Source organism: Streptomyces sp. A01 (assembly GCF_059026195.1).
On record NZ_JBWLKN010000041.1, the window covers coordinates 24,032 to 50,045 of the forward strand.

General features: G+C 66.6%; 18 protein-coding genes and 2 pseudogenes. 5 read left to right on the forward strand and 15 right to left on the reverse strand.

The features are described 5' to 3' along the window. Window positions 1-248 precede the first annotated feature (248 nt). A complete protein-coding gene (locus AC5P1B_RS33135) occupies window positions 249-1,244 on the forward strand; it encodes a translation initiation factor 2 (protein WP_493891716.1) in 996 nt (331 codons plus the stop codon). Between the two features lie 385 nt (window positions 1,245-1,629). Then, window positions 1,630-4,200 carry a valine--tRNA ligase gene (gene valS, locus AC5P1B_RS33140; protein WP_493891717.1) on the forward strand — a complete coding sequence of 857 codons (2,571 nt, stop codon included), beginning with the start codon at window positions 1,630-1,632 and terminating at the stop codon, window positions 4,198-4,200. Window positions 4,201-4,489: 289 nt separating this feature from the next. On the opposite strand, the gene AC5P1B_RS33145 is transcribed toward valS, so the two are convergent. The 8 genes from AC5P1B_RS33145 to AC5P1B_RS33180 form a co-directional block, all read right to left on the reverse strand. Beyond that, window positions 4,490-4,750, reverse strand: coding sequence for a hypothetical protein (locus AC5P1B_RS33145; RefSeq protein ID WP_493891718.1), 261 nt, complete (start codon window positions 4,748-4,750; stop codon window positions 4,490-4,492). Then, window positions 4,743-6,185, reverse strand: a complete 1,443-nt coding sequence (locus AC5P1B_RS33150; RefSeq protein WP_493891719.1) for a WhiB family transcriptional regulator — start codon at window positions 6,183-6,185, stop codon at window positions 4,743-4,745. Before AC5P1B_RS33150 ends, AC5P1B_RS33145 begins: the two co-directional genes overlap by 8 nt. 246 nt (window positions 6,186-6,431) lie before the next feature. Next, window positions 6,432-7,100 carry a hypothetical protein gene (locus AC5P1B_RS33155; RefSeq protein ID WP_493891720.1) on the reverse strand — a complete coding sequence of 223 codons (669 nt, stop codon included), beginning with the start codon at window positions 7,098-7,100 and terminating at the stop codon, window positions 6,432-6,434. 78 nt (window positions 7,101-7,178) lie between these two features. Further along, entirely contained in the window at window positions 7,179-9,695 is a 2,517-nt protein-coding gene (locus AC5P1B_RS33160; protein ID WP_493891721.1) for a hypothetical protein, read from the reverse strand. A 9-nt stretch (window positions 9,696-9,704) separates the two neighbouring features. Beyond that, entirely contained in the window at window positions 9,705-12,716 is a 3,012-nt protein-coding gene (locus AC5P1B_RS33165; RefSeq protein ID WP_493891722.1) for an ATP-binding protein, read from the reverse strand. A gap of 7 nt (window positions 12,717-12,723) precedes the next feature. Then, window positions 12,724-13,248 carry a hypothetical protein gene (locus tag AC5P1B_RS33170; RefSeq protein WP_493891723.1) on the reverse strand — a complete coding sequence of 175 codons (525 nt, stop codon included), beginning with the start codon at window positions 13,246-13,248 and terminating at the stop codon, window positions 12,724-12,726. A 96-nt stretch (window positions 13,249-13,344) separates the two neighbouring features. Beyond that, window positions 13,345-13,644 (reverse strand): hypothetical protein, encoded by a 300-nt coding sequence (locus tag AC5P1B_RS33175; protein WP_493891724.1) that lies wholly within the window; start codon window positions 13,642-13,644, stop codon window positions 13,345-13,347. A 101-nt stretch (window positions 13,645-13,745) separates the two neighbouring features. Further along, window positions 13,746-15,386, reverse strand: coding sequence for a conjugal transfer protein (locus tag AC5P1B_RS33180; RefSeq protein ID WP_493891725.1), 1,641 nt, complete (start codon window positions 15,384-15,386; stop codon window positions 13,746-13,748). 592 nt (window positions 15,387-15,978) lie between these two features. Between AC5P1B_RS33180 and AC5P1B_RS33185 the strand changes: the two genes are divergently transcribed. The 3 genes from AC5P1B_RS33185 to AC5P1B_RS33195 all read left to right on the forward strand — a co-directional run bounded on the left by AC5P1B_RS33185 (window position 15,979) and on the right by AC5P1B_RS33195 (window position 19,404). Beyond that, entirely contained in the window at window positions 15,979-16,392 is a 414-nt protein-coding gene (locus AC5P1B_RS33185; RefSeq protein ID WP_493891726.1) for a hypothetical protein, read from the forward strand. 170 nt (window positions 16,393-16,562) lie between these two features. Further along, a complete protein-coding gene (locus AC5P1B_RS33190; protein WP_493891727.1) occupies window positions 16,563-17,267 on the forward strand; it encodes a hypothetical protein in 705 nt (234 codons plus the stop codon). Between the two features lie 10 nt (window positions 17,268-17,277). Continuing rightward, the gene (locus AC5P1B_RS33195; protein ID WP_493891728.1) at window positions 17,278-19,404 is read left to right on the forward strand and encodes a peptidoglycan DD-metalloendopeptidase family protein; all 2,127 of its coding nucleotides are present in this window, start codon (window positions 17,278-17,280) and stop codon (window positions 19,402-19,404) included. 252 nt (window positions 19,405-19,656) lie between these two features. Here the strand turns inward: AC5P1B_RS33195 and AC5P1B_RS33200 are convergent. From AC5P1B_RS33200 to AC5P1B_RS33230, 7 genes and pseudogenes are all read right to left on the reverse strand, one after another. Then, a pseudogene (locus AC5P1B_RS33200) lies at window positions 19,657-19,986 on the reverse strand (transposase); the annotation flags it as partial. A 61-nt stretch (window positions 19,987-20,047) separates the two neighbouring features. Then, entirely contained in the window at window positions 20,048-21,580 is a 1,533-nt protein-coding gene (locus AC5P1B_RS33205; protein WP_493891729.1) for a hypothetical protein, read from the reverse strand. Next, window positions 21,577-22,563, reverse strand: a complete 987-nt coding sequence (locus AC5P1B_RS33210; protein WP_493891730.1) for a glycosyltransferase — start codon at window positions 22,561-22,563, stop codon at window positions 21,577-21,579. The genes AC5P1B_RS33205 and AC5P1B_RS33210 overlap by 4 nt, the downstream gene beginning before the upstream one ends. A gap of 768 nt (window positions 22,564-23,331) precedes the next feature. Then, the gene (locus tag AC5P1B_RS33215; RefSeq protein WP_493891731.1) at window positions 23,332-24,243 is read right to left on the reverse strand and encodes a 1,4-dihydroxy-6-naphtoate synthase; all 912 of its coding nucleotides are present in this window, start codon (window positions 24,241-24,243) and stop codon (window positions 23,332-23,334) included. Window positions 24,244-24,298: 55 nt separating this feature from the next. Continuing rightward, complete coding sequence (gene mqnC, locus AC5P1B_RS33220) at window positions 24,299-25,522, reverse strand: cyclic dehypoxanthinyl futalosine synthase (RefSeq protein ID WP_493891732.1); 1,224 nt, start codon at window positions 25,520-25,522, stop codon at window positions 24,299-24,301. Next, on the reverse strand, window positions 25,522-25,848 hold the full coding sequence (locus AC5P1B_RS33225; protein ID WP_493891733.1) for a ferredoxin: 327 nt from the start codon (window positions 25,846-25,848) through the stop codon (window positions 25,522-25,524). The genes mqnC and AC5P1B_RS33225 overlap by 1 nt, the downstream gene beginning before the upstream one ends. Window positions 25,849-25,894: 46 nt before the next feature. After that, window positions 25,895-26,014 (reverse strand): annotated as a pseudogene (locus tag AC5P1B_RS33230) (aminofutalosine synthase MqnE); the annotation flags it as partial.

Sequence of the window (26,014 nt, forward strand, 5' to 3'; positions counted from 1 at the left end):
CGCTGTTCCCCGTCGCACGCCGCTGTACGTGGCAGTCGCCGACGGGCTCGGCGGACGCCACCTGAGCGACTACCCAAGACACCGCGCCAAATTCAGACCCGTCCGTGGGACAGCCACCCGCCGGGCTCAGGAGACAGACCTTCGGCGGGAGGGGCGCCCCTCGGACCGGTGATCCCCGGTTCCACGCGACAGCCCCGCCGTGCCCGGCCACTATTCTGACTCAACCCGCGGCCAATGAAGGAGACTTGATGACTTACCGGGACAGATTTTCCCTTGTGGGAAGGGCAACCGACTGCCACATTCACGAAGGTGACGGGACCCGTCCGATCAGAGAGGAAAACGTCCGTGTCCGCTACGAGAACCGGAGGGTTCGGCTTCCCGACGAGCTAGTGCCGTGGCGGCGTGAGATCGAGGACGAGGAGGCCCGCAAACAGGCGGCCGGAGAACCGTACCGATGGAACAACCCGCGCTTCGCAGTTGAGAGCCTGGTGGTCGGCCGCACCCACACCGGCGAGGAGCCGCAGGTCACCCTGTCCCTCATCGATGCCGACTACTACGACTTTCTCACCACTTCCCTCAATCTCGACCGCACACTCAAAAACGGGTCGACGCTGCGCAAGCAGTACCTGGAGGACGCCGACCCGCTGGACGCGCCCCTCTGGATGTCCTGTAGTTTCGGTGTAAATGTGGCGGTGGAGACGGGTAGGGACGGCAAAATGCTGATCTCTCACCGCAGCGCAACGGTGGGCGGCCCGAACGCTTCCCGCTGGAATTCCTCAGCCAACGACGGGCTGTCGGCCAAGCACGACCTGTCCCCCTCAGGTGAAGTGAGCCTGCACCGGGTCGCTCATCGGGCACTGCGCGAGGAACTGGCGGTACAGGAGTACGACAGCGTCGATCTGGAGCTGCTTTCCTTCGGCCTGGACCTGCTCAACAACCAGTGGTCGGTGTTTTTCCGCGCCGTCCTCGACGATCTCAGCGAAGAAGAACTGCGCACACGGTGGAGCCGCGGTATCGAAGACAAGTGGGAGCACGACCGGTTCACCTTCGTCCCGAACGACCCGGAATCCGTATTGAACTTCATCCACGAGACCCCGCTGTGGGCCCCGTCCGCCCCAGCGCTGTTCTATCTGGCGCTGGTCCGGGGGGCCGTACGGGCACGGAACGGCGCCCCGGCCGCGCGGCTCGACGTGGATCAGGCCGAGCGCCGCGTCCTGGATCGTCATCGCCAAGCCGACGCATAGGAGAACCAGGTCAGTTGGGGCAGATCAGCCGTGTCCGAACGGCCTGGTGCCCCGCTGTGATGGTGAAGGCGGGGCAGGCCCCGGCCGTCACAGGCCATCCGGAGCTCGTTGGCCAGTCCGCGGCGGGGCACACCTGGCGCCTTGCCCGGCCAAGTCCCCGCTTCTTCCTGGTCTCGCAATGAAGCTTCCGACCTCTGACTCCCCCCGGCGATCTTCCGGGCGAAGTCGGGCAGGGGCCCGCGTCCGAGCTATCTACACTAAAGGACGGGGGCGAGTCATGACTCATTTGGTATCGCTGAGGACTCCGCACGAAATGGCTGCAATCGGCGGGGTCCGTAATGCTTGCTGCCCCAACGTGTAGGACTGACTGGGAAGGGTGTGTCGCGTGACGCGCTATGGGTCTCCGCTTCCGGAGAAGCCCTCGCTCGACGGGCTGGAAACGAAGTGGTCGAGGTTCTGGAGCGAGGCCGAGGTATACCGCTTCGGTCGGCCGGGCAGCCGCGACGCCGTATTCTCTATCGACACGCCGCCGCCCACCGTCAGCGGCTCACTCCATGTAGGCCATGTCTTCAGCTACACCCACACCGACGTCGTCGCCCGTTTTCAACGGATGCGCGGCAAGCATGTCTTCTACCCCATGGGGTGGGACGACAACGGTCTGCCGACCGAGCGCCGGGTACAAAACTTCTACGGGGTGCGCTGCGACCCGTCGCTGCCGTACGACCCGGACTTCGTGGCGCCGACGCCGGTTTCCGAGCGTACCGGCAAGGACAAGAAGGCACCCGCGCTCAGTGTCTCGCGGCAGAACTTCATCGAACTGTGCGAGAAGCTCACCATCGAGGACGAGCGGGTTTTCGAGGAGCTCTGGCGCAAGCTGGGGCTTTCGGTCGACTGGTCGATGACATACACGACCATCGGCAAGGAGGCCCAGCGGGTTTCCCAGGCCGCCTTCCTGCACCTCTTGGGCCGAGGTGAGGCGTACCAGTCCGAGGCGCCCACGATGTGGGATGTCTCGTTCCAGACCGCGGTCGCCAACGCCGAGGTCATCGAGAAGGAAGCGTCGGGCGCGTACCACCGTGTGGCGTTCAAGAACGGGTCCGAGGACGTCTTCATCGAGACGACCCGACCCGAGCTGCTCCCCGCCTGTGTGGCCCTTGTGGCGCACCCCGACGACGAGCGGTACCAGCCGCTCGTCGGCAAGGAGGTCGTCTCTCCGCTGTTCGGTGTCCGGGTGCCTGTAGTCGCCCACAAGGCGGCCGACCCGGAGAAGGGCAGCGGCATCGCCATGATCTGCACCTTCGGCGACATGACCGACGTGATGTGGTGGCGCGAGCTCCAGCTGCCGACCCGCACGGTCATCGGCCGCAATGGCCGACTGCTGGCGGTGGACTTCCAGGCGCTGCCCAGTGAGGACGCCGAGCGCGCCCAGGGCGTCTACGACAAGATCGTGGGCAAGACGGTGCACACCGCCCGGGAGATCGTGGTCGCGGAGCTGCGTAACGACGGCAGCCTCATCGGTGACCCCCGGGCGACGACACGCGCGGTGAAGTTCTTCGAGAAGGGCGACAAGCCCCTGGAGATCGTCAGCAGCCGCCAGTGGTTCATCAAGACCGTCGAGCACCGCGAAGAGCTCCTCGCCCGTGGCAACGAGATCCAGTGGCACCCGCCGCACATGCAGTCGCGTTACAACGACTGGGTCCAGGGGCTCAACATCGACTGGCTGATCAGCCGGCAGCGCTTCTTCGGAGTGCCCTTCCCGGTCTGGTACGCGCTGGACGCCGAGGGCCAGCCGCACTACCGGGAACCCATCGTTCCCGACGAGTCGATGCTTCCCGTCGACCCGTCCGCCGACTGCCCGCCCGGCTTCACCGAGGACCAGCGGAACAAGCCGAACGGCTTCATGGGCGAGCCAGACGTCATGGACACCTGGGCGACCTCCTCGCTGAGCCCCCAGCTCGCCTGCGGCTGGCTCTCCGACCCGGAGCTGTTCGAGCAGGTCTACCCGATGGATCTGCGCCCCCAGGGGCACGACATCATCCGCACCTGGCTGTTCACGACTGTCGTCCGGTCCCATCTGGAGGCCGGCACCACCCCGTGGAAGCACGCCGCGCTCTCCGGCTGGATCCTCGACCCGGACCGCAAGAAGATGTCCAAGTCCCAGGGGAATGTCGTCACCCCGGGCCACCTGCTGGACGAGTACGGCGCGGACGCGGTCCGCTACTGGGCGGCCAGCGGCCGCCCGGGGACGGACACCGCCTTCGACCCGCAGCAGATGAAGATCGGCCGACGGCTCGCAGTGAAGCTGCTCAACGCGAGCAAGTTCGTGCTCTCGCTGCCCGCCCCCAGTGCCGAGGCCGAGACGACGGACCCGCTGGACAAGGCGCTGCTGTCGAAGTTGACCACGACAGTGCACGATGCGACGACCGCGCTCGAAGGCTTCGACTACACCTCGGCGCTGGACGCCATCGAGCGGTTCTTCTGGTTCTTCTGCGACAACTACGTCGAGCTGGTCAAGGAGCGCGCCTACGGCAAGGGCGGCACGGGGGGCGCCGACTCGGCTCGTGCCACGCTCCGGCGCGCACTCGACGTCGTCACGCGCCTGCTCGCGCCTGTACTCCCCTACACCGCCGAGGAGACGTGGTCGTGGACGCACGAGTCCACAGTGCATCTCGCCGCATGGCCGACGGTCGAGGAGCTCTCGGCCGGCGCCACGGGTGGGCGTCCGGAGCTGGCCGAGGTCGCCTCTTCGGCCATCGCCGCCATCCGCAAGGCCAAGTCCACCGCCAAGGTCTCGATGCGCGCGGAGGTCGCCCGGGTACTGGTGCGGGCTCCGGCCGACGCGCTGGACGACATCGGGCTGGTGAGCGCGGACATCAAGGCGGCCGGCAATGTGACCGAACTCGTGCTGCGGGCCGGTGACGACGCCGAGCTGACGGTCGAGGTGGAGCTGTCGTGACAGCCCCGCTCCCCGGCTGTGCCGCATGAGGGACTGCCGCTACGACGGCTGAAACACCAGGCCAGGGCCTGATCCACACCGTGGATCAGGCCCTGCTCGCATCCGCGCCGGCCCACGCGCGGGACGACGGCTTTCTGGGGGCCCGCAGCCTTGCGGCGAGGCGACAGGTTCGCTCATCCCTCGGCTTCCCGGCCGAGGGGGTCAGAACTGCCAGACCCAGCAGCTCTGGTCGGCCAGTCATCTACACCAGCATCAGCCTGACCAGTCAGGTGAACGCCCGGAGGACTGGCTAGTCGATCGGCTCGGTGGACCCATCCGGATGGATGAGGAGGCGGATCTCGCTGCCATACCGCTCGTCCTGGACATGAGCCATCGCCGGTCGGCCGAACTGCTGGGCGCGCTGCTGGAGGATGGAGATGACCACGTCCTGGATGTCCACGAAGGGGGGCGCCGTGATCGGTACGCCGTCCACGAGGCCGGCGTGCAGCGAGAAGACGCGCACCTGAGCCACCCCGTGCTGAGGGCCCGGGTGCTGGATCGGCTCACTCATGGCTCGGCGCCCCTTCCAGGCAAATCGATTCAGCAGAAGGTCCCTCCGCGCGGAGGTAGGTACCGCGGGCGACGCGGGTCACCTTGCCCGCCCTGACCATGTTGGACAGTACATTGCTCACCGACTTCCCCAGGTCCCGATAAAGCACAGGGGAGTATCCGAGCCTGTCGACCAGTGCTTTCAGCACGTCCTTGACCGTGAAGGGTTCCGGAAAGGTGCGGACGGCTTCCTCGACGGCGATCCGGACGCTGGCCCGGGACGCCAGGGCGGTCGGCTGCTCGGACCTGTCGGCCGCGCCGCCCGCGGCCACTGACGCGCCGGAGGAAGCGCGACGTCCTTGGGCCAGGGACAGCTGGGCCTCAAGAACGTTCCGTGCCTCTTTGACCGTCTCGATGTCCGCTTCCGAGGCGCCGGGTACGGACACCATGGAAAGCATGGTCATGACAGTCTCAATATTGGCCAGTACGGCGACGAGGTCGGCCACGAGCGGCCTGAGAAACGCTTGCTGGAGGGCACTGACCGGATCAGCCTTCGCGGCTTCCACGGAGACCGTGCCCATGAGGTCGAGCTCCATGGATGGCCGAGCCACCCCCGAGGGCACCATGCGCCGCAGGACGTGACGCGCTCGGGAAATGTGCCGCACCGCCTCCGGAGTCATCGTGCTCTCCGGGGCGGCGGCAAGCATCAACGCCAACTGCTCCGCCCCAGCCAGGGCAGGTTCCGCCGAGCCGATGAGCGGCCACAGTATGGCCTTCCGGACCGCCAGGGCCGGGTCATTGAGGGATACCGAGATGGCCTCGGCTGACTCCTTCGCCATGGGCATACCTTTGTGGACCGTACCGCTGAGTGGCTGCGTAGAGGTGGTCCTGGGGACGCGCGTGGGCCGCCCGCAGGTCTGAGACTTCGGCTGACGAACGTCGGAACCGGCACCGATACCGATACCGACGGCGATGCCGCCATCACTCGCCAGCCGGTCCTGCAGCGCGTCGAACGCGTCCAGAACGGCATCCAGACCGGGCTCGGGACCGTCGGCGTTCCCTTCCCTCGCCACCTCGTCCGCCTGGTCGCGCGCACTGGCGAGCCGCCGGGCCACCGTGCTCCGACTGCACCCCAGACGGACGGCCATCTCGCGCTGGCTGGCATCGGGAGAGCGACGGCGCTCCGCCAAGACCTCATTCAGCGCGGAGTGATCACTGTCCGGGGCGTTCAGGGTGCCGTCCCGTTCTCCAACATCAAGTCGACGCCGGATCCAGCGGCGGTCCGCCGGGGTCGTGGCGGCGGCGTACCCATACGGATCGGCATACAGCACCGCATCTTGCAGGCACTCCGCCCACAACGGGCAGGACGCGCAGATTTTCCGCGCGGCCGCAGTGAGTGACACGAACTCGCCCCACTCGGTTGGCGAACTCTCCGCCCGCGTACGGGAATTCTCCATAAGTGGGTGCTGAAACAAGTCCGCACGCTGTTGGCACGGAAGAGTTACGGCGTCTTCTTCTGTCCCTGCGTACACCATGGGAGGACGAACTGTAAGCATGATACTGAGCCCCCGTTGCGTTCTTGCATCCGGAGGCACTGTAAGCCAGGGCCGAATCGACCGGCGAAGGGTTCTCCTCCGTTCAGGGCCTTTGGTACGCAACCGGGAACCGTCGATACACAACTGAGACCTTGTCACCACGTCCCATTATCCCCGTGACTTGCCGATGCTCATGACGCCTCGGGACAGGCGCATCCACCCGAGGACGCGTTTCGCGAGAAGGAGATTGGTCCGTTCAGGCCGACTGCGGATCAGCAGAACGAGGACCACCGCGATGAAGCCGCACCAGACGACTACCTCGGGCAGCCACGCGCCGGCGAACGCCGCCGCCAACAGGAAGACGTCGGCGACCGCCACAGTCACGCCGCGGCCCCCCGACTGCTGCTTGGGAATCCAGGCGCCGAGCAGTGCCATCCCCGCCAACGCCCAGAAGCCGAAGACCGCCTGCGAACCCGCGGCCTCCTCGGGCACGCGCCGGGCCATGTCCAGCCCCTGCGACAGCACGCCCGTACAGGCGACGGTGACCACCGTGGAGACCAGCGCCAGAACGAGCTGCTTACGCTTGCGCAACCACCAGGCCACCAGGCCAAGCACGATGATCACGCAGGTGACGAGGAACGCGCTGTCGCTGGACCCCGCGAACTGGACGAGCGTGTAGACCCCGGCCAGGCCGAAGACGACCCTGGGCAGCAGACGGCGGGCGAAGTCGTCACCGCGATCCTGGCGGATCACCCTGCGGACCAGCTGCGGAAGCCCGGCGAGGCGCCCGCGTATGCCGCTCTTCCTTCCGTCCGTCTGCTTTCCGTCTGTGGTCATCTCTCAGTTCCTCTGCTCTTACGACGCGGGCCCGGCCACCGGCGCGCTGCGCGCCCCGGCGGCCGGGCGGTGCGGTGACTACTGGCCGGAGCCCCCGCCTTCGCCCTCAGTTCGGCGGGGGGCCCATCCAGCGCCCCCGCCTTCGTCTTCTCCCTGACGGGCCGAGACCCGCCTGCCTCGCGACCGCTCCGGGCGGTCAGGCGACTGCTCCGGGCGGTCAGGCGACCGCTCCGGGCCGTCAGGCGGCCGCTCCGGGCGGTCAGACTGACGGCCTGGGGCACCGTGGGCCTGTGTCTGACCCTGGCCTCCCGACTGGCCGGATGCGCCCGAGTTCGGCGGCCACTCGATCGGCCGTATCTGCCCTCGCTCTTGCAGAGCGTCCCACCAGGCATCCGCGGACGGGGCAGGTGCCTCCTGCGGCGCCAACCGCACCCTCTCGCGATCTTCCTGGTCCGCCTGCTGGTCGCGGTCGAATCCCGCGTTGTCCTTGAGAGCGTCGGCGTGCGCCTTGTCCCTCTTGAGCTTGGCCGACCTGTCCTTGATCTCCTTCCACCTCCCCGTCAACTTCTCCTTCACGGGGTTCGTGTAGTCGTGGCCCACGGGGGTCTTGGACAGACCGTACTGGGCCCCGTGTTTGACGGTCGTCGTGACAGCGCCCACGGTCTTCGTCGCAGCGCCCTGCGCGATACCACCCCCGACGCGTCCTGTCTTGGAGGCCACGGCGCCTATCGCCTTCTCACCCTTGTTCACCACGCTGTTGCTCAATGCCGTACCGGTTTCCTTCACGCCCAGCGCGTCGTCTGCCCCCTCGATCTTGGGACTGAACTTTCCGGCGATCAGGTTCTTCAGCATCTTGACGATCGCCATCGTGACGAGGATGAGCATCAGCAGCTGCATGAGCAGCGGAGCGCCCGTCGTCAGGATGATCTGGTAGAAGAACAACTGAATGGTGAGGATGACGCCGAATCCAGCACGCAACACAAAGGAGTGCGCGAAGGTCTCCAGCCAGCCCTTCAGCAGTTTCTGCTGAGTGGGATGCATGGCGATGGTCGCGACCAATGGAAGCAGGACCACGAGAATCAGGGTTACCGCATGCCACAGCAAAGTGATGAAGCTGAGCATGATAACCATGATGCCAACGAGCAGGGCAGCGATGATGGAGTACGTCGCGATGCTGAGCCGAGATGCTGGCTTTGCCCCACGCCATTGGTCAAAAAATGTGGGGTATTCCTCGGCCACCAGGACGCGGAGGTCGACCCACTGGCATTCCTTCCACCTGTCCAGTCTCCCTTCCGGGGTGGAAGCACCCATATCGAACCAGATAAACATTTCAGGATCGACGTCCGGTGGTATATCCGTGAACTTGCAATTCAGGTCATCCTTGTCATGACCTTGGAAATTTGGGCCATTAATGTCCTGATTCGTAATGGACTGCGCAATCAGCTGGCGGACACGCAGATCATTACACCGCCCTTCCTTTTTCCCCTCGTCTCCGAAATAGCACTTCTCGTCGCCCTTGTAGTCGATCCGCTCTTTACCGGTGCCGCCGAACTGGCCTATGGCCCAAGGCCGGAACACCATCGTGTCGTACATGGCGCAACTCGACACGCGGACGCCCCGGTTCTTCACGTCCCCGACGTCGCACGGAGGGGCTGGCGAACCAGTGGCGCTGCCCAGAACCACTTCCATGAGCGCCGCGTTACCCTGCGCGACATACTTGTCCGCAGCCGCGACGAACTTGGTGTGATTCTGATCGACCAGAAAGGCGGTCACGCCGATGACCACCACCGCGGCCCAGGACACTCCGGCCCACACCGCGCGCATATCACCCCTGCGCAGCTTGGCGAGGGCCCAGATCCCGGTAAGGATGATCATGATTGGCACGATCTTACGGAATACACCGTAATTCAAGCGCTGAACAGCAGTCGATTGCTCGACCTTCTGAGACGGTTCGATGCCCGCCTCTTTCATCTGGGCCGCCTCGTCCTCCGTTACGGGCTTGTAGGGTTCGACCGTGCCGTTGTAAAGCGGGGACAGGGGACTCGTTGCGGAAGCATATTCCTTGATGCTGATCGAGACACGCGAGAAGAGCTTCGTGCCCTCAAACATGAACTGGGCGATGTCGTTCTGGATCTCATTGGTCCAGCTGCAGCTCTCGCCGTCGTGGCTGTCTCCCAGGATGCCACCATCGCCCTTCTCCTCGTCCTTGGCTTCGTTTAGGTCGCGCTGCGTCATCGACCAGTTGAGCCCGCGCATGCCGGCAAGCTCGTAAATGGTGTACTTCTGAGCGTCACCCGGGAGTTCAGGTCCGCCAGTGAAGAAGTTGTCCCAGTCACCACCTTTATTGCTGCTGTCCCCCTCCCACTGCTTCATGGCGGGAACCATGGCCTCTGAACCCGTGCCGGGAAAGTCAGCGTGTTGGTTGTGACTGTCCTCGGTGAAGTCGCAGGAATCGAAGAGCGCCTGCGCGTTCTGATTCGGCACACCCATTCCGAGGGCGACAAGCGTCAGTACCAGGAAGAGCCCGGCGCGTATGACCACCCCGGTTTTGGTGACTACTTTGCGTGCGGTCTTCAAGGACCGTCGCTTCGACATGAGCAATCCTTAGGAAGACGCTGCGGAATCGGCCGTTGCCGACCCCGCGGCAGCAGGCTCGGAAGCCGTACCCGAGAGAGCCGCGTCGGCGGCTGCCTCCTGGATGTAGGTCCACTCCCACACGCTGAGCGGGGGGTCGATGCCCTGGCGGCCAGGGCGCGTGGTGCCGTTGGTGTCCGTGGCGGCGAGGATCTCCTTGAAGACCAGGTCCACCGCGACCGTGCCCACGCGCTTGTCGACATCCCGCTGGAGGCACACACCGGTGCGCAGCTCCTGCAGGGCGTTGACGACCTTGGCGTCGGTCTCGGCGCGGCCGAGCAGGGGTGCCACCAGAGCCGCCTCCTGAGAGGACTTCTGTTTGAAGGCGAACACCGTGTGAATCTGGTTGGCGCCGCCGCTCCGTGCCTCGGAGTCCTCGATCTGCACCAGGTCGATGGCCTGCTGAGTGATCAGCACCGTCACCGCCAGATAGGAACGGCCCTGCTTGAGGGCACGCCGCATCAGGTCACGGCCGCTGTCCGTCGCGGTGACGACGTACGCCTCATCGACGAACAGCGCCTTGGGACGCAGCCCCACCTCGCCGGTCACCGGATTGGCCTCGTAGCCGACGTCCAGCATCTGACTGCCCAGTTCCACCACAGCCATCAGCGCGGTGGCCGCCAGCCGTTCGGCGGGATTCCAGTTTTTCGGGTCCGTGGCCGCCGGCGACTGGTAACCGCGAAGGGTGATGACCGTGCGGCGCTTACGAACACTCGACAGCGGCATCGGCTTCTCGGCGAAGGCCAGACGGGCGTAGGGCAGGGTGCGTAGTTCGGTCAGGAGCATCTGCGCCAATTTGAGCTCCTTGACGGCCTCCCGGTCCCCTTCAGCCACTGCCCGGTCGTACGCCCGCAAGACCTCGTCCACGACCTGCCAAAGGGTAGGACGCTGCACCTTCGATTCGGCGTCGCGCCCGGAGTAGCCCTCTTCCACGGCCTGCCTCACCGCGGAGTTGTACTCCCCGACCACCGTGGCCATGGCCTCAATGACGGGCAGCCGCACCCGCTGGTAGTCCTCATCACCGAGGAATCCGCGCAGCATGCTCTCCGCCAGCAGCCGTCCCGACGGAACGTCCCGCGCGATGACCCAGGGGTCGAGCACACCAGCCTGGCCCTTGAGCATGTCGACGACCTCGGTCTCGTCCCAGAACTCCTTGCTCACAGGCTGAAAGCGACTCTGCGGGGTCCCGAGAATGCCCGCGTCCGCGTCCGCCGAGAAGTCCGAGTCGTTGACCTGGGAACCGAAGGCCAGGTAGTAGCACATCTGGGCGAAGTCGGTCTTGGGGTCGATGACGAGACAGCGGACGCCGGACTCGGACTCCTCGTAGAACTTCTGCAGCGCCAGCGACGACTTACCACCACCGGACGCGCCCACGATCGCCACGCCACCGCCGTCATTCCGGGCAGGGCCGACGTGGAGGGAATAGTGCACGGGCATCTTGCCCGCCCAGCCGACGAGATTGCCCACCCAGCCCAGCCGCTTGCCCGACCGGAACTCGGGATTGTCCCCGATCTCGGTCCCGGCGGTCGGCAGACCGGCCCCCATTTGCTCCACCTCCTGGAGCCGCAGATAGGGCGCGATGGGAAGCTTCGGCGCGTCACCAGGCAATTGAGACTGAAGAAGGCGCCACTGCTGCCGGCTCGGCCGCAGGAGCGTGACCTTCAGGTCCTGCTTGAACTGGAGCTCCAGCACGCGGCGGCGACGTTCCAGCTCCCTGACGTCCGGCGCGGAGATCGTGAAGCGGATCTGCGCCTCCATCCCGGGCATCTTGTGCTCGTCGATGTCCTCGCAGAGTGTCTTGGCACGGTTTACCTGCGAGGCGAGTTTCGCGTCCGGATTGCGCCCGCCGTTGACCATGTCGTTCATCTCGTCGACGAGGTTCCCGCGGATCTTGTCCGCGCGGTCCTTGAACCGCATAAAGGGGATCAACGTGAAGCGCATGTCGATCTCGACGGGGAACTCCACGTTCTGCGCCGCGTACCTCGCCCATGCGGTGCTCTGCCGGAAGCGGGTCTCAGCCGGCCAGTTCGCCGCGACGAGAGTGGTGGTGTAGCTGGTCTGCCGCTCTCCCGTCTCCTCGTGGTACTGGTGCAGCACGATGTGCGTCTTCTTGTTCTCGCCGGAGAAATCCACCACCAGGTCGAACTGGTCCGGCCCCCACGACCGGCTTCCGAGGACGGGCTCCGGCGGCACGGGGAGATCACCGAACAGCGGCTTGCGGATCAGCCAGACCAGTTCCTCGCGCGACAGCGGGCTTCCTCCAAGGCCTTCCAGGCTCTCGTGGACCTCGACGGCGACCTGTGTCCAGTGGGCGAGCACGGACGGGCTCAGGTACTCGTCGGCCACTCCGCTCGCCACGGACGCCGCCTTGTCAGCCGCACCGTTCACGCTGCGCAGCAGACCGGCGTCCTGGTGAGGCTCGTCGTCCTCCTCCAGCACGCCGCTGCTGCCGCGCTTGAAGCTGCCCAATTTCACCAGCAGCACGTTTCGTTCACGCATCGCACCAATGCGCTCCTGGTACTCGGCCTTGCGGTAGTTGTACGCCTTGTAGTTGTCGGTCGGGTCCCAGGCAACCGCGTTGAGGTCCTCCGCCCATGTGAGCGCGGTGATCGGCTGGTAGACCTTGCGGTAATGGCACTCCACATTCCGCTGACTGCGCGCCAGGCTGAGCAACGCACGGGCCGGGCTCTCCGCCATGGTTTGCAGCTCGGTGACACTCAGGTACTCGTCGATGGAAGTCGGCAGTACCAGTCCGGTCCATACTGAGTCCCCATGAATGAAGATCACGTCATCGGCATAGCGGTAGGGCAGGCGCAGGTCTTCGCGTCGCGAATGAGCAGCGTTGGACGACGAACCGGTGCTCCGCGCCTGCCCCTTGCCGCCCTTACCCTGGCCGTTTTTCGCCTTTTTGGACGATGTGGACACGGTGATGAGAGCAACAACGAAGAACACCACTGCCGCAGCCGGAATGATCAACAGCATGGAGGACTCATCCCTGAGGAGGTGTATCGGGCAGGCTTTTCGACACGTGGTCGGCGATGCCTGCGGAGAATGAAGTGCCCTGTTGTGCGACAGCCGCCCGTGCTGCGGCGTGCCGCTGCTGCCAGCGCGAACCAGGTGTCCAGAGAATGACCTGCCAGCGAATCTCCTCCGGCTCCTGATCCGCGCTCAGGCCCTGCAACCTCTTGGGCTGCAACCAGTAATCAGCCCAGACGACGACTTCCTGACTCAGGGTCAGGGCCGAAGGCAAAGGTTTCCCCCATACGAAATACACAGCGATCGGGGGGCCGAAGTAGAGCAGAGAGGTCAGCATCGACAGGCCGAGGAACGGCACGGCGGCAGACAGCATGGTGAGAAGGACGAACCAGCCGACCCCGAAGGCGAAGGTGGCACCCAATGCCGGCAGCAGCAGACCAGGAAGGGGAATGTTTCCCCAGTTCCAGATGCGTTTCGGGCGCGTCAGCAGGTCGGTATGGTCATACGCGACCAGAGGCTCAGGAACGTCTTCCGCCATTGGGAACCTCCCCACTTTCGATACGTACTGACGCGAACCGCTTCGGTCGACGGGCAGAGGCAGCCATCAAAAGCGTGGCCACCCCGCGCCTGTCAATTACGGATTGTCAATGTTCCCATTCTCGACGCCGCCGGATTCAGGCCCATTGCCGCCGACATCCTTACCGAGGTCGAACAGCACATCGGCAAGACCGGCGGCACCCGCGATGAGCAGAGTTGCCACGGCAATCAGACCGACACCCTGGAATGCCTCACGCATTCCATCGCCATTCTTCACTGACATCAGGAGGCGAATTCCGAGGAACGTCAGCGCGAGCGTGACCAGCGTGATACTGATCGGCTGAATGACGTTCATGATGTTCTGGGTGAGGCCGTCGACATCCTCTGCCGCGAGCACTCGCACATTTCCCTGCTGCATTTTTTCCCTTTCGACTGCATGGAGATGAGCCCTGGGGGACGACTATTCCCCCCGTCGTTTCGCAGAGCTCCAAGCGCTAGCTAGCTCTTTTTGGAATCCTTCTTCGCCGCTTCGTCATCGCCCGACAACGTCCCCGGCGATGCCGGTGGGGAACTGGCGTTACCGTCTTCGGAGTCGGGTTCGGCGACCTCTGCCGCCCCACCCTCACGGTCGGGAACGGCTCCGCTGATGTCCTTGATGAACCACCCTTGAGCTGTGTTCTCCAAGATCACCCGATAGGAGCGGAGCATATGAGCTCCGTCAGCATCGGCCCATTGCACCGACACCTGTGCCCTCACCAGTTGTCCAGGTTCGTATCTGACGGCATCCCCGGCATCCGTACCGGCAGGAGCCAGTGCCTCAACGGAGGAGACGACCGGCTTCTGCCACGCGTCATGCAGGCCGCCCTTTGCCCGAACCGTGGCACCGGGTGTGGTGAAGCGTGCCAGCGCGGTACTGTCCGAAGCACCCCATGCCCTGAAGAAACCAGGCAGGACCCGGCTCTCCAATTGAGAGGACAGCGCTTCGTCGACGACTGCGTCACCGAGCTCAGGAACTTTTCCTCCGGGAGCCAGCGGCATGGTTCCGACGTCTCCCACCACCCGCAGGCCCTGACCGGTCTTCAGGTCCTGCGCATACACCGGAACGACGAGTGACGTGACGAGTCCGGTGCTCATGCGAACCTGGACGCCCATGTACCGACCGTGGTTCCCGAATTCGGGAATGGGTTCGGCACTGCCGTCCCAATCGGCGGAGACCGCCGTTTGGGAGCCCTCACCTGTCCAACCACAACCGGCGTCGACTCCCGAGGAGATGAATCGAGACAGCGCCGCCTTGCGCTTCTCTTGCTCCTTCTCGGAGAACGTCATACACAGCAGGGAGTATCGCTCTGCGAAGGCGGCCGCCGCGTCAAGGGGGAAGTCGGTCAGCTTGTAGCGCGCGACGTCGTCCTTGGACAGAGCGGCGGTCCGGGTGTTGCCGGACTTACCGATCACCAAGCCCATGACCGTGCAGGAACCGAGTGCGAACAGGCACGTGGTGGCCAGCACAGCGGCCCGCAGCGCGATATGAGTGCGTCGACCGCCGGCCGGTATACGTCCCCCCGGCGCCGGCACGTCGAACGACTTGCCCGGCTTCCCGGCCTTGGCGGGTGGCGTCTCCTGCTCGACCGGTGCCGAGGCTGTCGGCCCCGGCTGTGCCGGGCCGCTCGCGGGAGCGGCTTCGCCCTTCTTGGTGGAACTCTTCTTGGTGAAACCCTTCTTGGTGGCAGCCTTCTTGGCAGCCGCCTGCTCCTTGCGGGCTGCCCGCTTCCGGTCCAGCTCGGCTTTCCGCTCGCGCCTGGCGCGCTCGCGCTTCGCCTTCTTGTCCTCGGCGGCGTTGCCCGCGCCCCGGGGCGGCAGGGTGGGTACGGCTGCCTGACCCGGTGGGGCAGCGGCCTGGGGAGCGCTACGTACCCACGCTGCGGCGACCTGCGCCCGCGCCGCGTCGGAGGGTGTCTGCTGCGGGTAGCCCGCGTACTGCTGCGCCTGCGAGGCAGAACCGTTTGTGGTGCCCTGGCCATGCGGGCCGCCCTGTGACGCTCCGGCTTGATGGGGAGCTGCCGGGGGCGCACCGAAGGATGCGGGGTGCCCTGGCGCCTGGCCTCCGCCGACCCCGCCAGCATCGCTGTTGTGGTCTGTCATCGAGTCGGTGTCTCCAACGGTCTCTGTCTGCCGCCTACCGCGGGCCCCGGACCATCCGCCAGGTGCCATCGGCAGTCTGACAAAGAGTTGGCGCAGCGACGGCTTGACTTTCCTCAAACGAGGGGCTGCATATGGTCTTTGAGGAAAGGGGTGAGGAAACCGCGAAGCGCGCATGACTGTGGTGCACTGGTCGGCTGATACACGCATCGGCGACCATGTGGACGGGCCGCGGCCCGCCTGACCATCCGACCACGCCGAAGGACAAGCGTTGAGCGAGCAGCACGCGCCCCCCTCCCCCCAAGATCCGCGTGCTCATGGGGGCACGGGGCCTCACACGACCGCACCCCCGGCGTACCAGGCCCCGCCTCAGGGACAAGTGGAGGTGCCGGACGCGGCTCCAGCCGCCCAGCAGCCTCCGGCCCAGCATTACGCCGTCCCGCAGCCCGCTGCGCAGCAATATCCAGCCGCACAGCCACAGGTACCCCAGCAGGGTTTCGCGCCACAGCCTCAACCGGCCTACGGGCCACCGCAGGACAGTTATCAGCCACCAGGCCAGCCTGGGATGCCGCAGCCGGTCGTTCAGGCCCCGATGATGGCCACGGCTCATCAGTCGCTGCCGCAGATGTCCCAGGCCGAGCGCGCCTGGGTAGCGGGATACAAGCCCGGCGACCCCTGGCAGGCCGCCCTGTGCCTCCAGTCGCCGCAAGGCATCATGACCTTCCCGTTGACTCCCAACACACTCCCCGACCTGCTGGACGAGCTCATGCAGGTCGCACAGGAGCAGTTGGGAGTGGATCTCGGCCCTGGCGATGAGGCCGACGAAGCCGACGACGTGCGCGAGCCAGCCGCGGCCAACAACCCGACCAGCAAGGAAGGCAACCGGTGGACGCGCCTGTCGGGCTGGGCGACGGTGCATGACCTCTGGGAGAGAGAGGACCCCACGGCGAGAATCATCATGTTCGCCGGGGTCGCCGCTCTCCTGCTCCTCGGTGTCATCCTCACCTGAGCGGCTGGACGACCCAGGCCTCTTCCGACGTGCGACAGGGACGCGCGCTTTCCTCATCCGTCTCCCCATGAGGAAAGACCACCGAACTCCTGCTACACGCGCCTCCTACCGTGGCGCGGTCACCTCACTCCTGAGGCCGGACCGGCAGCTGACAAGGGAGATCCGCAGCGATGGAGTTGGATCCGAACCAGAAGCGCAAGGGATACCTGGCGCTGGGTGTACTGGGCTTCCTTTTCATCGCTGTGCTGGCGGTCTTCACCTTCTTCGACGAGGAAGAAGACGGGGGTACGGGGGCCCAGAGCTCTCAAGCGACCGCTTCGAAGGAGCCGGGTGACGAGACCGGCGCGCCACCGGGCGGCGGTCAGGAGTCCGGGGGCAACGGCTCGGAACCCGGCGGTGAGACCGGCAAGCTGCCCGACCCTGAGCCTGTCGTCCCGCTCGCGGAAGTGGCCGAGGCGCACGAGGTCATGGCGACCTACATGGCTGGCGTCAGCACGTACGACTACACAAGCAAGTCGAACGAATGGCGACGTCCACTGTCTGAGCTCATCGCCAGTGAGCCGTCGATTCGGAGCGAGACCTCGCTGCCCACAGGCAAGGAGTGGGATCGCTGCAAAGCCGAACGGTGCTCGTCGCAGGCCAAGGCGACCATCATGCGCGACGCGCTCGTATCGGACGACCTGGCCAAGGGCAGCGGACAGCAGATCTCCACCGTGGTCCAGCTCCAGACCACGCACACCGCGAAGGGCAAGAAGACCACCGAGACCAACCTCTGGCTGGTGACCGCGGAGAACCCGGGGGAATCGGACTGGAAGGTCTCCGGTTTCAACCTCTTCGGGCTCGGCGATGCCGGCGCTTCCGAGCAGGCCGGGTAGCGAGGCGTAGATGGCAGTTCCAGTAGCCATAGCGCTCAAGAAGCTGGGCGGCATGGCGGCCAGGAAGCTGGCCGCCTCAGTGATGGGCAAGGCGCAGGAAAAGAAGAAGGGTGGTCTGGGCTGCGGTGGTGGTTGCGGGTGTGGCTGCCTGTTCTTCGCCGTCGGGGCACTGGCCATCGTCATGATGATGACGATGCTCTTCGGAGGCGGGGCCGGCGGTACCGCCTCCGCCGCCGCCTGCAACGACTACAAGGAGGCCGCCAACGGCGGCAACACAGGGCCGGAGGCGGCGACCAACCCCATCATGCCGGGTAAGGGCATGTACACGCCCAGCGAGGCCGCGCGCAACGAGATACCGCCGCGGATGATTATGGCTGCCATGCGGGCCGCGGCCAGGTACGAGGGACTGGACTGGACGCTGATAGTCGGCCAGATGTACCAGGAGACGAAGTACGGTCAGGACCCGTCCGCGGCGCCGGGGGGCGCCAACAGCGCTGGCTACAAGGGCATTCTCCAGTTCGGTGATCCAGCCTGGACGGACTACGGCGCGGACGGCAACGACGACGGGAAGAAGGACCTCTACAACGTCGACGACGCGGCCTTCGCGGCAGCCAACTATCTGCACGCCGAGGACGCCGAGACGCAGGCGGCCGAGGCACTGCGCGTCTATTCCGGCTCGTCCACGTCGAACACCATCTACATGCGCGTGGTGCTCAGCCAGGCATCCCGCTACCGGGGCGCTTTCACCAACGACAAGGACCGCATCAAGCGCTGGTACGACCACCTCACCGCCACCATCAAGAAGAACCCCGACTTCCCCACCCTGGGCGAGCAGTCCGACATCCCCGAGCCGGTCGGCAACGACGTGCAGATATCGCAGGCCGGAAGCATCAAACCGGCCGAGCCGCGCAAGTGGTCGACCCCGCCGCTGGACGAGGGCGGGAGCCAGTCGTCGAAGCCGTCGACTGTGCAGGCCGCCTTCACGATCCCGCGTCAGGGCTCCGGACCGGCACCCGCCATGGCCCCTGCCGCGTTCGCGCAGCCCCTGGCCCGGCCGCAGGCTCCGAAGCCGGATGACAGCGGCAACGCCGGGAAGGACTGGCAGTGGCCGATGAAGGAGGGCACGTACCAGAGCGGTACGCCGTACCACAAGGAAGGCCCCTACTGGAGCCTCGGCTACCACACCGGGCTGGACTTCGAGGCCAGCAGCGGAACTCCGATTTACGCCCCCGCTGATGGCACCGTCAAGAAGGCAGGTTCCGGCGGCGCGTACGGCAACGAGACGAACATCGAGCACGCGGGCGGAGTCATCACCCTCTACGCCCACCAGACGAAGATCCTCGTATCCGTCGGCGACAAGGTGAAGCGCGGCCAGCAGATCGGCACCATAGGCTCGACCGGCAACGTCACCGGGCCACACCTGCACTGGGAGGTGCGCAAGCCCGGAGTCGACGACCCGTTCAACCCCGGCCAGGACGAGGGTCCCGGCATGGTGGACCCCAAGGCGTGGATGGACGGCAAGGTCGTCGCCAATCCCGACTACGGCACCACGCCGGAGGACGACGGCGAGAAGGGCGAGAGCAAGGACAGCCAGTACTCCAGGTGCGCCGAGAAGGCGGGCGGCCCGAACGTCGACCCGGACGGCGCCGGCAGCACCGGCGTGCTGCCCAAGGCGGACGACCCGATCATCCGGCAGGTGCTCCGCTGGGCTCAGCGCGGTCTGGGCACCAAGTACGTCCTGGGCGCCCCGCGACTGCAGGGTCAGAACCCCACGAGCTTCGACTGTTCGAGTTTCACCCAGTGGGCGTACTACATGGCCAGCGGTGGAAAGATCAATATCGGCAGCACGACCTACGACCAACAGCCCAATCTCAAGGCGCACGAGGTGAAGCTGTCCGAGGCGCAGCCCGGTGACGTGATTTTCTTCCGGCCGGAGGGAAATGGCCGCTCTGGACACGTGGGTCTGGTCTGGGACTCGGCGGGCAAGAAGATCATTCACGCTCCGAATAAGCGCGAAGTCGTCAAGTTCAGCACCTGGGACGTCCAGGACGAGATCACGGGCGTCTACCGGGTACCGATCCCGAAGGGTACGGACCCGGTGGAGGCCGACGGAGTCGACAAGAGTCAAGGTGCGTGAGCAGTACGCGAAGCACGCTGCTGCTGTGGCCGCGCTCCCCAGGCCCGGTGTTCGGGGTGGGGAACGCGACAACGGTGATCTCGCGGGCCGCGGACAGCCTGGTGTCCAGGCATGTCATGCCGCCGGCCGCGCAGAGATACGAGCGGGCGCCGTCGGTGAAGGGCAGGTCCACGAGCCGGACAAAGCGGCCCGCACCACATGCGCACCAGATCGGGCGGTGAGCAGCGGTCGATCACGGGCACTCCGGCAGGCGCGCACCAGCTTGATCAGCGTGGTCGGGTGCGGCACCGGCGAGGCCAGCGGGATGCGGCAGAACCGGCGCCAGCTCAACGAGTCCGCGACCTCACGGCACAGAGTCTCGTAACCCAGCTGGTAGCGGTGCTTGAGATACAGCAGGCGCAGCGGCGTCTCCACCGGCACGGACGGCCGCCCCAGCCGCTCAGCGAACACCGCCCGCCACAAAGCGATGAATCGCTCGTCACCCAAGAGCGCGTCGACCAGGGCAAGTTCGGCGGGTAACAGCCGCGTACGCTCCGGCAGCGTCTCCCACCAGGCGTCCTGCACTCCCGAGACACGCGATATCCCCCACCCCCGGCCCCAAGACCCGCCTCCACTGTGGCGGCCGTGATCCGGCCCTTACACGTCAACCGGGCCGGATGGGAGCTCCGCCCCTGGAAGCGCCCTTCCGGGGCGGTACCGCGATCCGCCACCCCTTGTTGTAGGTATGGGGAACAGCGATCAGCCACCAGTCCCGCTGGGCACGGGGCAGGTTGGCGTTGCGGAGGATCAGTGCGTCCGGGGGACGTCCGGGCCGCTGTTTGGAGGGATGGCAGCCGGCCGTATACGCGACCGGGATGACCGAACTGTTCCCGTCAAGGACGCAGTTCCGCTGGACGCCAGCCGCGCGCAGTGCCGCGGTGATGCGCGTCCAGTCCCGACGGGCATCAGTCTGGATAGCCGCGTGCGCGTGCAGCAGCTCCAGTTGGAGCGACAGGTGTCCGACAAGAACCAGGAGCAGTGCGGTGGCCGTCATGCGGCCGCGCGTGCGGGCCGCCGTCCACACGGTGTGCAGAGTCAGCGCCGCCGGGATCATCAGGAGCGCGTACGAGGTGAGCAGGAAGCGGGCGGCCGCGTAATCGATCAGGAAGACGTAGGTGAGCGCCGCGGATGCGGCGACCGCTGCCGGGAGCCAGAGGGCCACTGCCGGGTGTCCCGGCCGCGAGCGCCGGGCCAGCACCAGACCAACGCCCGCCAGGGTCAGCAGAGCGAACCACCACAGAGCCTTCGGCCACGGCACACTGTCAGAGGTGCACGGTCGGCACAGTAGAGGCCCGTCGAGCGCGGTGACCACGGCGGGCAGGTTGAACCGGAGTCCCGCTCCCCCTTGCTGGTCGCTCGCCAGGGCGAGTCGCTCGCTGATGCCCCCGAAGCGCCTCTCGGACTCGATCGCCCACGGCATCGCCGCCACCACCACGCCCACCGCGATCGCCGCGACCGGCGCGACCGGCGCGACCGCACGCCAGGGGCGGTGAAGCAGGAGGGCCAGCACAAGGGGGCCTGCGATCCATACCGCGTCGTTCGGGCGCATCGTGGTGGCCAGCCCCAGGCCCAAAGCGAGCCCATACAGCAGCCTTCGGTCGTGTTCGCCTTCCACGTAGCGGAGGAGGCAACCCACGGCTGCCATCGCGCCCATCGCCGTGTAGTGGTTGGGCATCGCCGAGGGGGCGTAGAAGAGTGCGAACCAGAGGCTGCCGTATCCAGCGGCAGCGAGCGGGGCGACGGACGGGCGCGAGCGGAACACCTTGATCCAGGGCAGGAATCCGGCGTACATCGCGGCGCCGGCCAGCACACTGAGCCAGCCGCGCAGCAGCACGACGGAGTCGGACCAGGCCGCCACGGGGGCGATCAGCGTGGGCACGCCCCGGGTTCGTGGCGCTTCGAACGGAACGTCCAGGCCGTGCGCATACGCGCCGAAGCGGCTGGCGTAGACGATCTCGTCCCAGCCGAGTGGCATCGACAAGGGGAGGAAGGCCAACGGGAGAAGAGCGAAGAGAACGCAGACGACGGCCAGCCCCCGGTGCGCCCGACGCCGGAGGGCCAAGGGTTGCTCGTCGGCGAACGCTTCCCGACTCGCCGGGCCGGGCCGGGGGCCGATGCCCGGGACAGTCGGCGTCATGGCCTGGCGACCTGTCGTAACGTGCGGCGCATACGGCGCAGTGCTCCGCGCCCGAGGATCGTGCCGGTGGCCCGGTACAGGGCGACCGTCCGGCGTCTTCCCGAGGCGCACTGGGGCCGCGTCGCCCGCTCGGGCTTGCCCGGCGCGCCGTGCTCGGTCCGCCGGGCAAGCCCGGTGAGCAACTCCTCGTACCGGTGGGCAATGCTTTCCGGGGCGAACTCCTCTTCGGCGCGTGCTCGCGCGGCCCCGCCCATCCGGGCACGCGGTTCCTCGTCTTCCATGAGCTGCGACAGTGCGGCGCTGTAGGCCCGCACGTCGTCGCGGTGCACAAGACGGCCGTCGACGCCCTCCCGGATGATCTCGCGTGGGCCGTGGGGACAGTTGCTTACGTCAGACAGGGTCACCTGCGGGGCGGGGACGCTGTTGGGAACACGTTCGATCAGGGTTCCGGAGAGCTGGAGTCCTTCACGGTGCGCCCGAGTGTCGGCCCGCGTCATCGTCACCAGAGCATCAAGTTGCGGGTACCAGTGCTGAAGTTTTCGACGCAGCCCGTGAGGGTGGGTGTCGTGCGTGAGGTGTTCCTGGCCGATCCGCAAGGTCTCGCGCGGGCCGAAGCGGGCGAGGAGGACGTTGAGCCCCGTTCGGGTACTGATGACGGCGTCGGCGTCGACCCCGGCGAACGAGTCGATGATCCGCTGCTCGGCGAGGCGATGGTATCGGGAGGAGCGGCTGTCTCCTCCAGGAAGGTAACGGCCCGGCTCCTTGGCTAATCGCTCGGCTTGGTCAGGGGCCGACTCGCGCCGGTCGACCAAGGCCGTGACAGGCATTCCCGGCGACAGCGTGAGCAGCGGCTTCGCCCGGTTTCTGCATACGGAGACGATACGGACTTCATGCCGCTCGGCCAGTGACGCGACCAGATTGAACGTCGTCTTGTTCGTTCCACCGATGGCATACGCGTTGTGTAAGAGGAAAGTAATACGCACGAACTACAGCCCTCTGTCTCCCTGCTGGATTCCACGCGAAAATCCCCATTCTTCGGCCAACGTACCATCCGCAAAACCGACGTGAGCGGGTATCTGTGGGGAGGTTGGCATTCCGGAGCGCCGACGTGCGGCGAGAATGCATGGGGTGGTATTCCAGCGGGTGACTCCGACCTCAGCCAATCGAGGGCAGCTGGGCCCACCTGAAGACTCGGGAGTCTTCCGCGCGTTCCGCCCCCTGACCAAGTCGGGCGCCTGGCCGGGTCCGCACCCGTGCACCATGTTGCCGGGCAGCAGGGGACAACAGATAGGGACCAAGAGCGGAATGAAATCGTCCATCTCAGCGCCTGCCGTAACGGCATCGCGGGCGCGTGGGGCAGCCTTTGTCAGTGCCGTATTGCTCACTGCGGCTGCGGGCCCGCGGCAGTTCGTGAGCGCTGTCGGTATGGACAGCCGGCTGCCGGGCTGACAGCCGTGGCCCTATCTGCCCGGTGCGGTCCCTGCCTGGCTTCTGACCCCCTCCCGGTGGGAGCGGCCGGACGTTCCGGTACACGTGCGCCTACTCGCTCGACGCGTCCGCCTTCGTGGCTGGCATTCGTGGGCAGAGGTCCAAGCGGGTGACCGGAGCGACCGTCCGTTGGTCAGCGTTCCGCCACGTGACGACGGCGCACCAGGTGCGCCCCGTCGGCCGGGACCCGGTCGACGCCTCCTTCCTCCTTCCTCCTTCCTCCTTCCTCCTCCCTCTCGTCGTCCGGCCCCCGCCGCCGCCCTTCAGTCGGTGCCGGGAAGCGTCAGGGCGTCGGGGGCGACCGGGGGGACGAGGCCCATGGCGGCGGCGCGGGTCAGGAGGGTTCGTACCGCCTCGTAGCCCTCGGCGCCGATGTCCTCGGTGTACTCGTTCACATAGAGGTCGATGTGCTGGTCGACCACGTCCGAGGTCATCTCCTGGGCGTGTCGGAGGACGTAGGAGCGGGAGGCGTCCCGGTCGGCCCAGGCGTGGCGTACTGATGCGCGGGCCGCCTCGGCGAGTGCGTTCAGACGCCCGGCGCCCAGGCTGCGCCTGGCCACGATGGCTCCGAGCGGGACGGGCAGCGAGGTCTCCTTCTCCCATTCCTCGCCCATGTCGGCGAGGCTGCGCAGCCCGTACGAGGCGTAGGTGAAGCGCGCCTCGTGGATGACAAGGCCCGCGTCCACGACGCCGTCGCGTACCGCGGGCATGATCTCGTCGAAGGGGAGGACGACGATCTCACCGATGCCGCTCTCGGCTCCGATGGGGGCGTCGGACACCGCCGTGGCCGCCCAGAGCCGGAACAGCAGGTACGCCGTCGAACCGGTGCCGGGCACGGCGACGCGTCGGCCCACCAGCGACGGGGACTCGACTCCGGCACGGACCACCACCAGCGGCCCGCAGCCCCGGCCGAGGGCGCCGCCGCAGGGCAGGAGCGCGTACTCGGCCAGGACGTGGGGGAGCGAGGCGTAGGAGATCTTCAGGATATCCAACGCCCCTTCCTTCGCGAGACCGTTGGTGATGTCGATGTCCGCGAGGCGCACATCGAGGGCGGGGGCACCGGGGACCAGCCCGTGCGTCCAGGCGTGGAAGACGAAGGTGTCGTTGGGGCAGGGCGAGTAGGCGATGGACAGCGCCTCCGGGCGAATCCCCGGTGCGGCTTTCTTCTCGGGCATCGAAGCGCCTTTCCCCGGAGCCCGACGGTGTCGGTGGCCCGGTTTGTCGGGAGGGTCAGGTGGACGCGATGAGCTTGAGCTCGGGGTGGGCGGTGCCGCCCTCGATCGCCGTCGACGAGATGTGCGAGACGACGCGGTCGTCGACCGGGTCGTTGGCCGGGTCGACGTGCACGAGCAGGTGCTCGTACGTGGTGGCGCGCTGTGCCGGGACGCGGCCCGCCTTGCGGATCAGGTCGATGAGTTCCATGCGGTTCGAGCGGTGCTTGGCGCCGGCCGAGGAGACCACGTTCTCCTCCAGCATGACCGAGCCGAGGTCGTCCGCGCCGTAGTGCAGCGACAGCTGGCCCGCCTCCTTGCCGACGGTCAGCCACGAGCCCTGGATATGGGCGACGTTGTCGAGGAACAGCCGGGCGACCGCGAGCATCCGCAGGTACTCGAAGATCGTCGCCTGCGTCTGGCCCTTCAGGTGGTTGTTCTCGGGCTGGTAGGTGTACGGGATGAAGGCGCGGAAGCCGCCCGTACGGTCCTGCACGTCGCGGATCATCCGGATGTGCTCGATCCGCTCCGCGTTGGTCTCGCCGGTGCCCATCAGCATCGTGGAGGTGGACTCGACGCCGAGCCCGTGCGCGATCTCCATGATCTCCAGCCACCGCTCACCGGACTCCTTGAGCGGCGCGATCGCCTTACGCGGCCGGGCGGGCAGCAGCTCGGCGCCCGCACCCGCGAACGAGTCGAGCCCGGCCGCGTGAATCCGGCGGATGGCCTCCTCGGCGCTGACGCCGGAGATCCGGGACATGTGCTCGATCTCGGAAGCCCCCAGCGAGTGGATCACCAGCTGCGGGAACTCCCTCTTGATCGCCGAGAAGTGCTCCTCGTAGTACTCCACCCCGAAGTCCGGGTGATGCCCACCCTGGAACATCACCTGCGTACCGCCCAGCTCCACGGTCTCCGCGCAACGCCGCAGAATGTCATCAAGCTCCCGCGTCCAGCCCTTGGCCGCGTCCTTGGGCGCGGCGAAGAAGGCGCAGAACCTGCACGCCGTCACGCAGACGTTCGTGTAGTTGATGTTCCGCTCGATGATGTACGTCGCGATGTGCTCGGTACCCGCGTAGCGCCGGCGGCGCACGGCATCAGCGGCCGCGCCCAGCGCGTGCAGCGGCGCGAACCGGTAGAGGTCGAGCGCCTCTTCCGGAGTGATGCGGTCCCCAGCGGCGGCGCGGTCGAGCGCCGCCTTCGCGCCGGGGTGTTCCTTCTCGAACGTCGTCATGGTCAGAGTCATCACACCAGTGCTCCTGCGTCGGGCCCGTAAAGCTCCACCTGGTCGTTCTTGCGACGCACATGGATGCAGTCACCGGGGCAGTCGTTCGTTGCGTCCACCACGTCCCTCACCAGAGGAAGCGGAACAATCACCGTGGCGGCGGGCTGCTGGCACAGTTCGTCGTTCTCGTCCTTGACGTAGGCCAGTCCGTCGATGTCCAGCTCGAAGACGTCCGGGGCGTACTGCGCGCAGATGCCGTCTCCGGTGCACAGGTCCTGGTCGATCCAGACTTCGAGTTCTTCGTCGGGCGTGTTCGTGTCCATGGCTTCGGGCGTGTTCGTGTCCATGGCTGATGCCTGCCGATCGTCGTGGGATGGGGGATACCGGCCGGGGTCAAACCCGCATGGGCTGGGGGGACTCGCGGCGGCGGGCGTCGGGGCCGTCGTACTCGCGGATGATCTCGTAGCGGGTGTTGCGCTCGACGGGCTGGAAGCCCGCGTCCCTGATGAGGTC

Excerpts from the sequence above, each read along its gene's own strand:
- AC5P1B_RS33150 (WP_493891719.1), bottom strand. The coding sequence starts at position 6,185 with ATGGAGAATTCCCGTACGCGGGCGGAGAGTTCGCCAACCGAGTGGGGC.
- AC5P1B_RS33205 (WP_493891729.1), bottom strand. The coding sequence starts at position 21,580 with ATGACGCCGACTGTCCCGGGCATCGGCCCCCGGCCCGGCCCGGCGAGT.
- AC5P1B_RS33160 (WP_493891721.1), bottom strand. The coding sequence starts at position 9,695 with ATGTCGAAGCGACGGTCCTTGAAGACCGCACGCAAAGTAGTCACCAAA.
- AC5P1B_RS33215 (WP_493891731.1), bottom strand. The coding sequence starts at position 24,243 with ATGCCCGAGAAGAAAGCCGCACCGGGGATTCGCCCGGAGGCGCTGTCC.
- AC5P1B_RS33135 (WP_493891716.1), top strand. The coding sequence starts at position 249 with ATGACTTACCGGGACAGATTTTCCCTTGTGGGAAGGGCAACCGACTGC.
- AC5P1B_RS33145 (WP_493891718.1), bottom strand. The coding sequence starts at position 4,750 with ATGAGTGAGCCGATCCAGCACCCGGGCCCTCAGCACGGGGTGGCTCAG.
- AC5P1B_RS33190 (WP_493891727.1), top strand. The coding sequence starts at position 16,563 with ATGGAGTTGGATCCGAACCAGAAGCGCAAGGGATACCTGGCGCTGGGT.
- AC5P1B_RS33170 (WP_493891723.1), bottom strand. The coding sequence starts at position 13,248 with ATGGCGGAAGACGTTCCTGAGCCTCTGGTCGCGTATGACCATACCGAC.
- AC5P1B_RS33195 (WP_493891728.1), top strand. The coding sequence starts at position 17,278 with ATGGCAGTTCCAGTAGCCATAGCGCTCAAGAAGCTGGGCGGCATGGCG.
- AC5P1B_RS33185 (WP_493891726.1), top strand. The coding sequence starts at position 15,979 with ATGGCCACGGCTCATCAGTCGCTGCCGCAGATGTCCCAGGCCGAGCGC.
- AC5P1B_RS33155 (WP_493891720.1), bottom strand. The coding sequence starts at position 7,100 with ATGACCACAGACGGAAAGCAGACGGACGGAAGGAAGAGCGGCATACGC.
- AC5P1B_RS33225 (WP_493891733.1), bottom strand. The coding sequence starts at position 25,848 with ATGGACACGAACACGCCCGAAGCCATGGACACGAACACGCCCGACGAA.
- AC5P1B_RS33180 (WP_493891725.1), bottom strand. The coding sequence starts at position 15,386 with ATGACAGACCACAACAGCGATGCTGGCGGGGTCGGCGGAGGCCAGGCG.
- AC5P1B_RS33165 (WP_493891722.1), bottom strand. The coding sequence starts at position 12,716 with ATGCTGTTGATCATTCCGGCTGCGGCAGTGGTGTTCTTCGTTGTTGCT.
- mqnC (WP_493891732.1), bottom strand. The coding sequence starts at position 25,522 with ATGACTCTGACCATGACGACGTTCGAGAAGGAACACCCCGGCGCGAAG.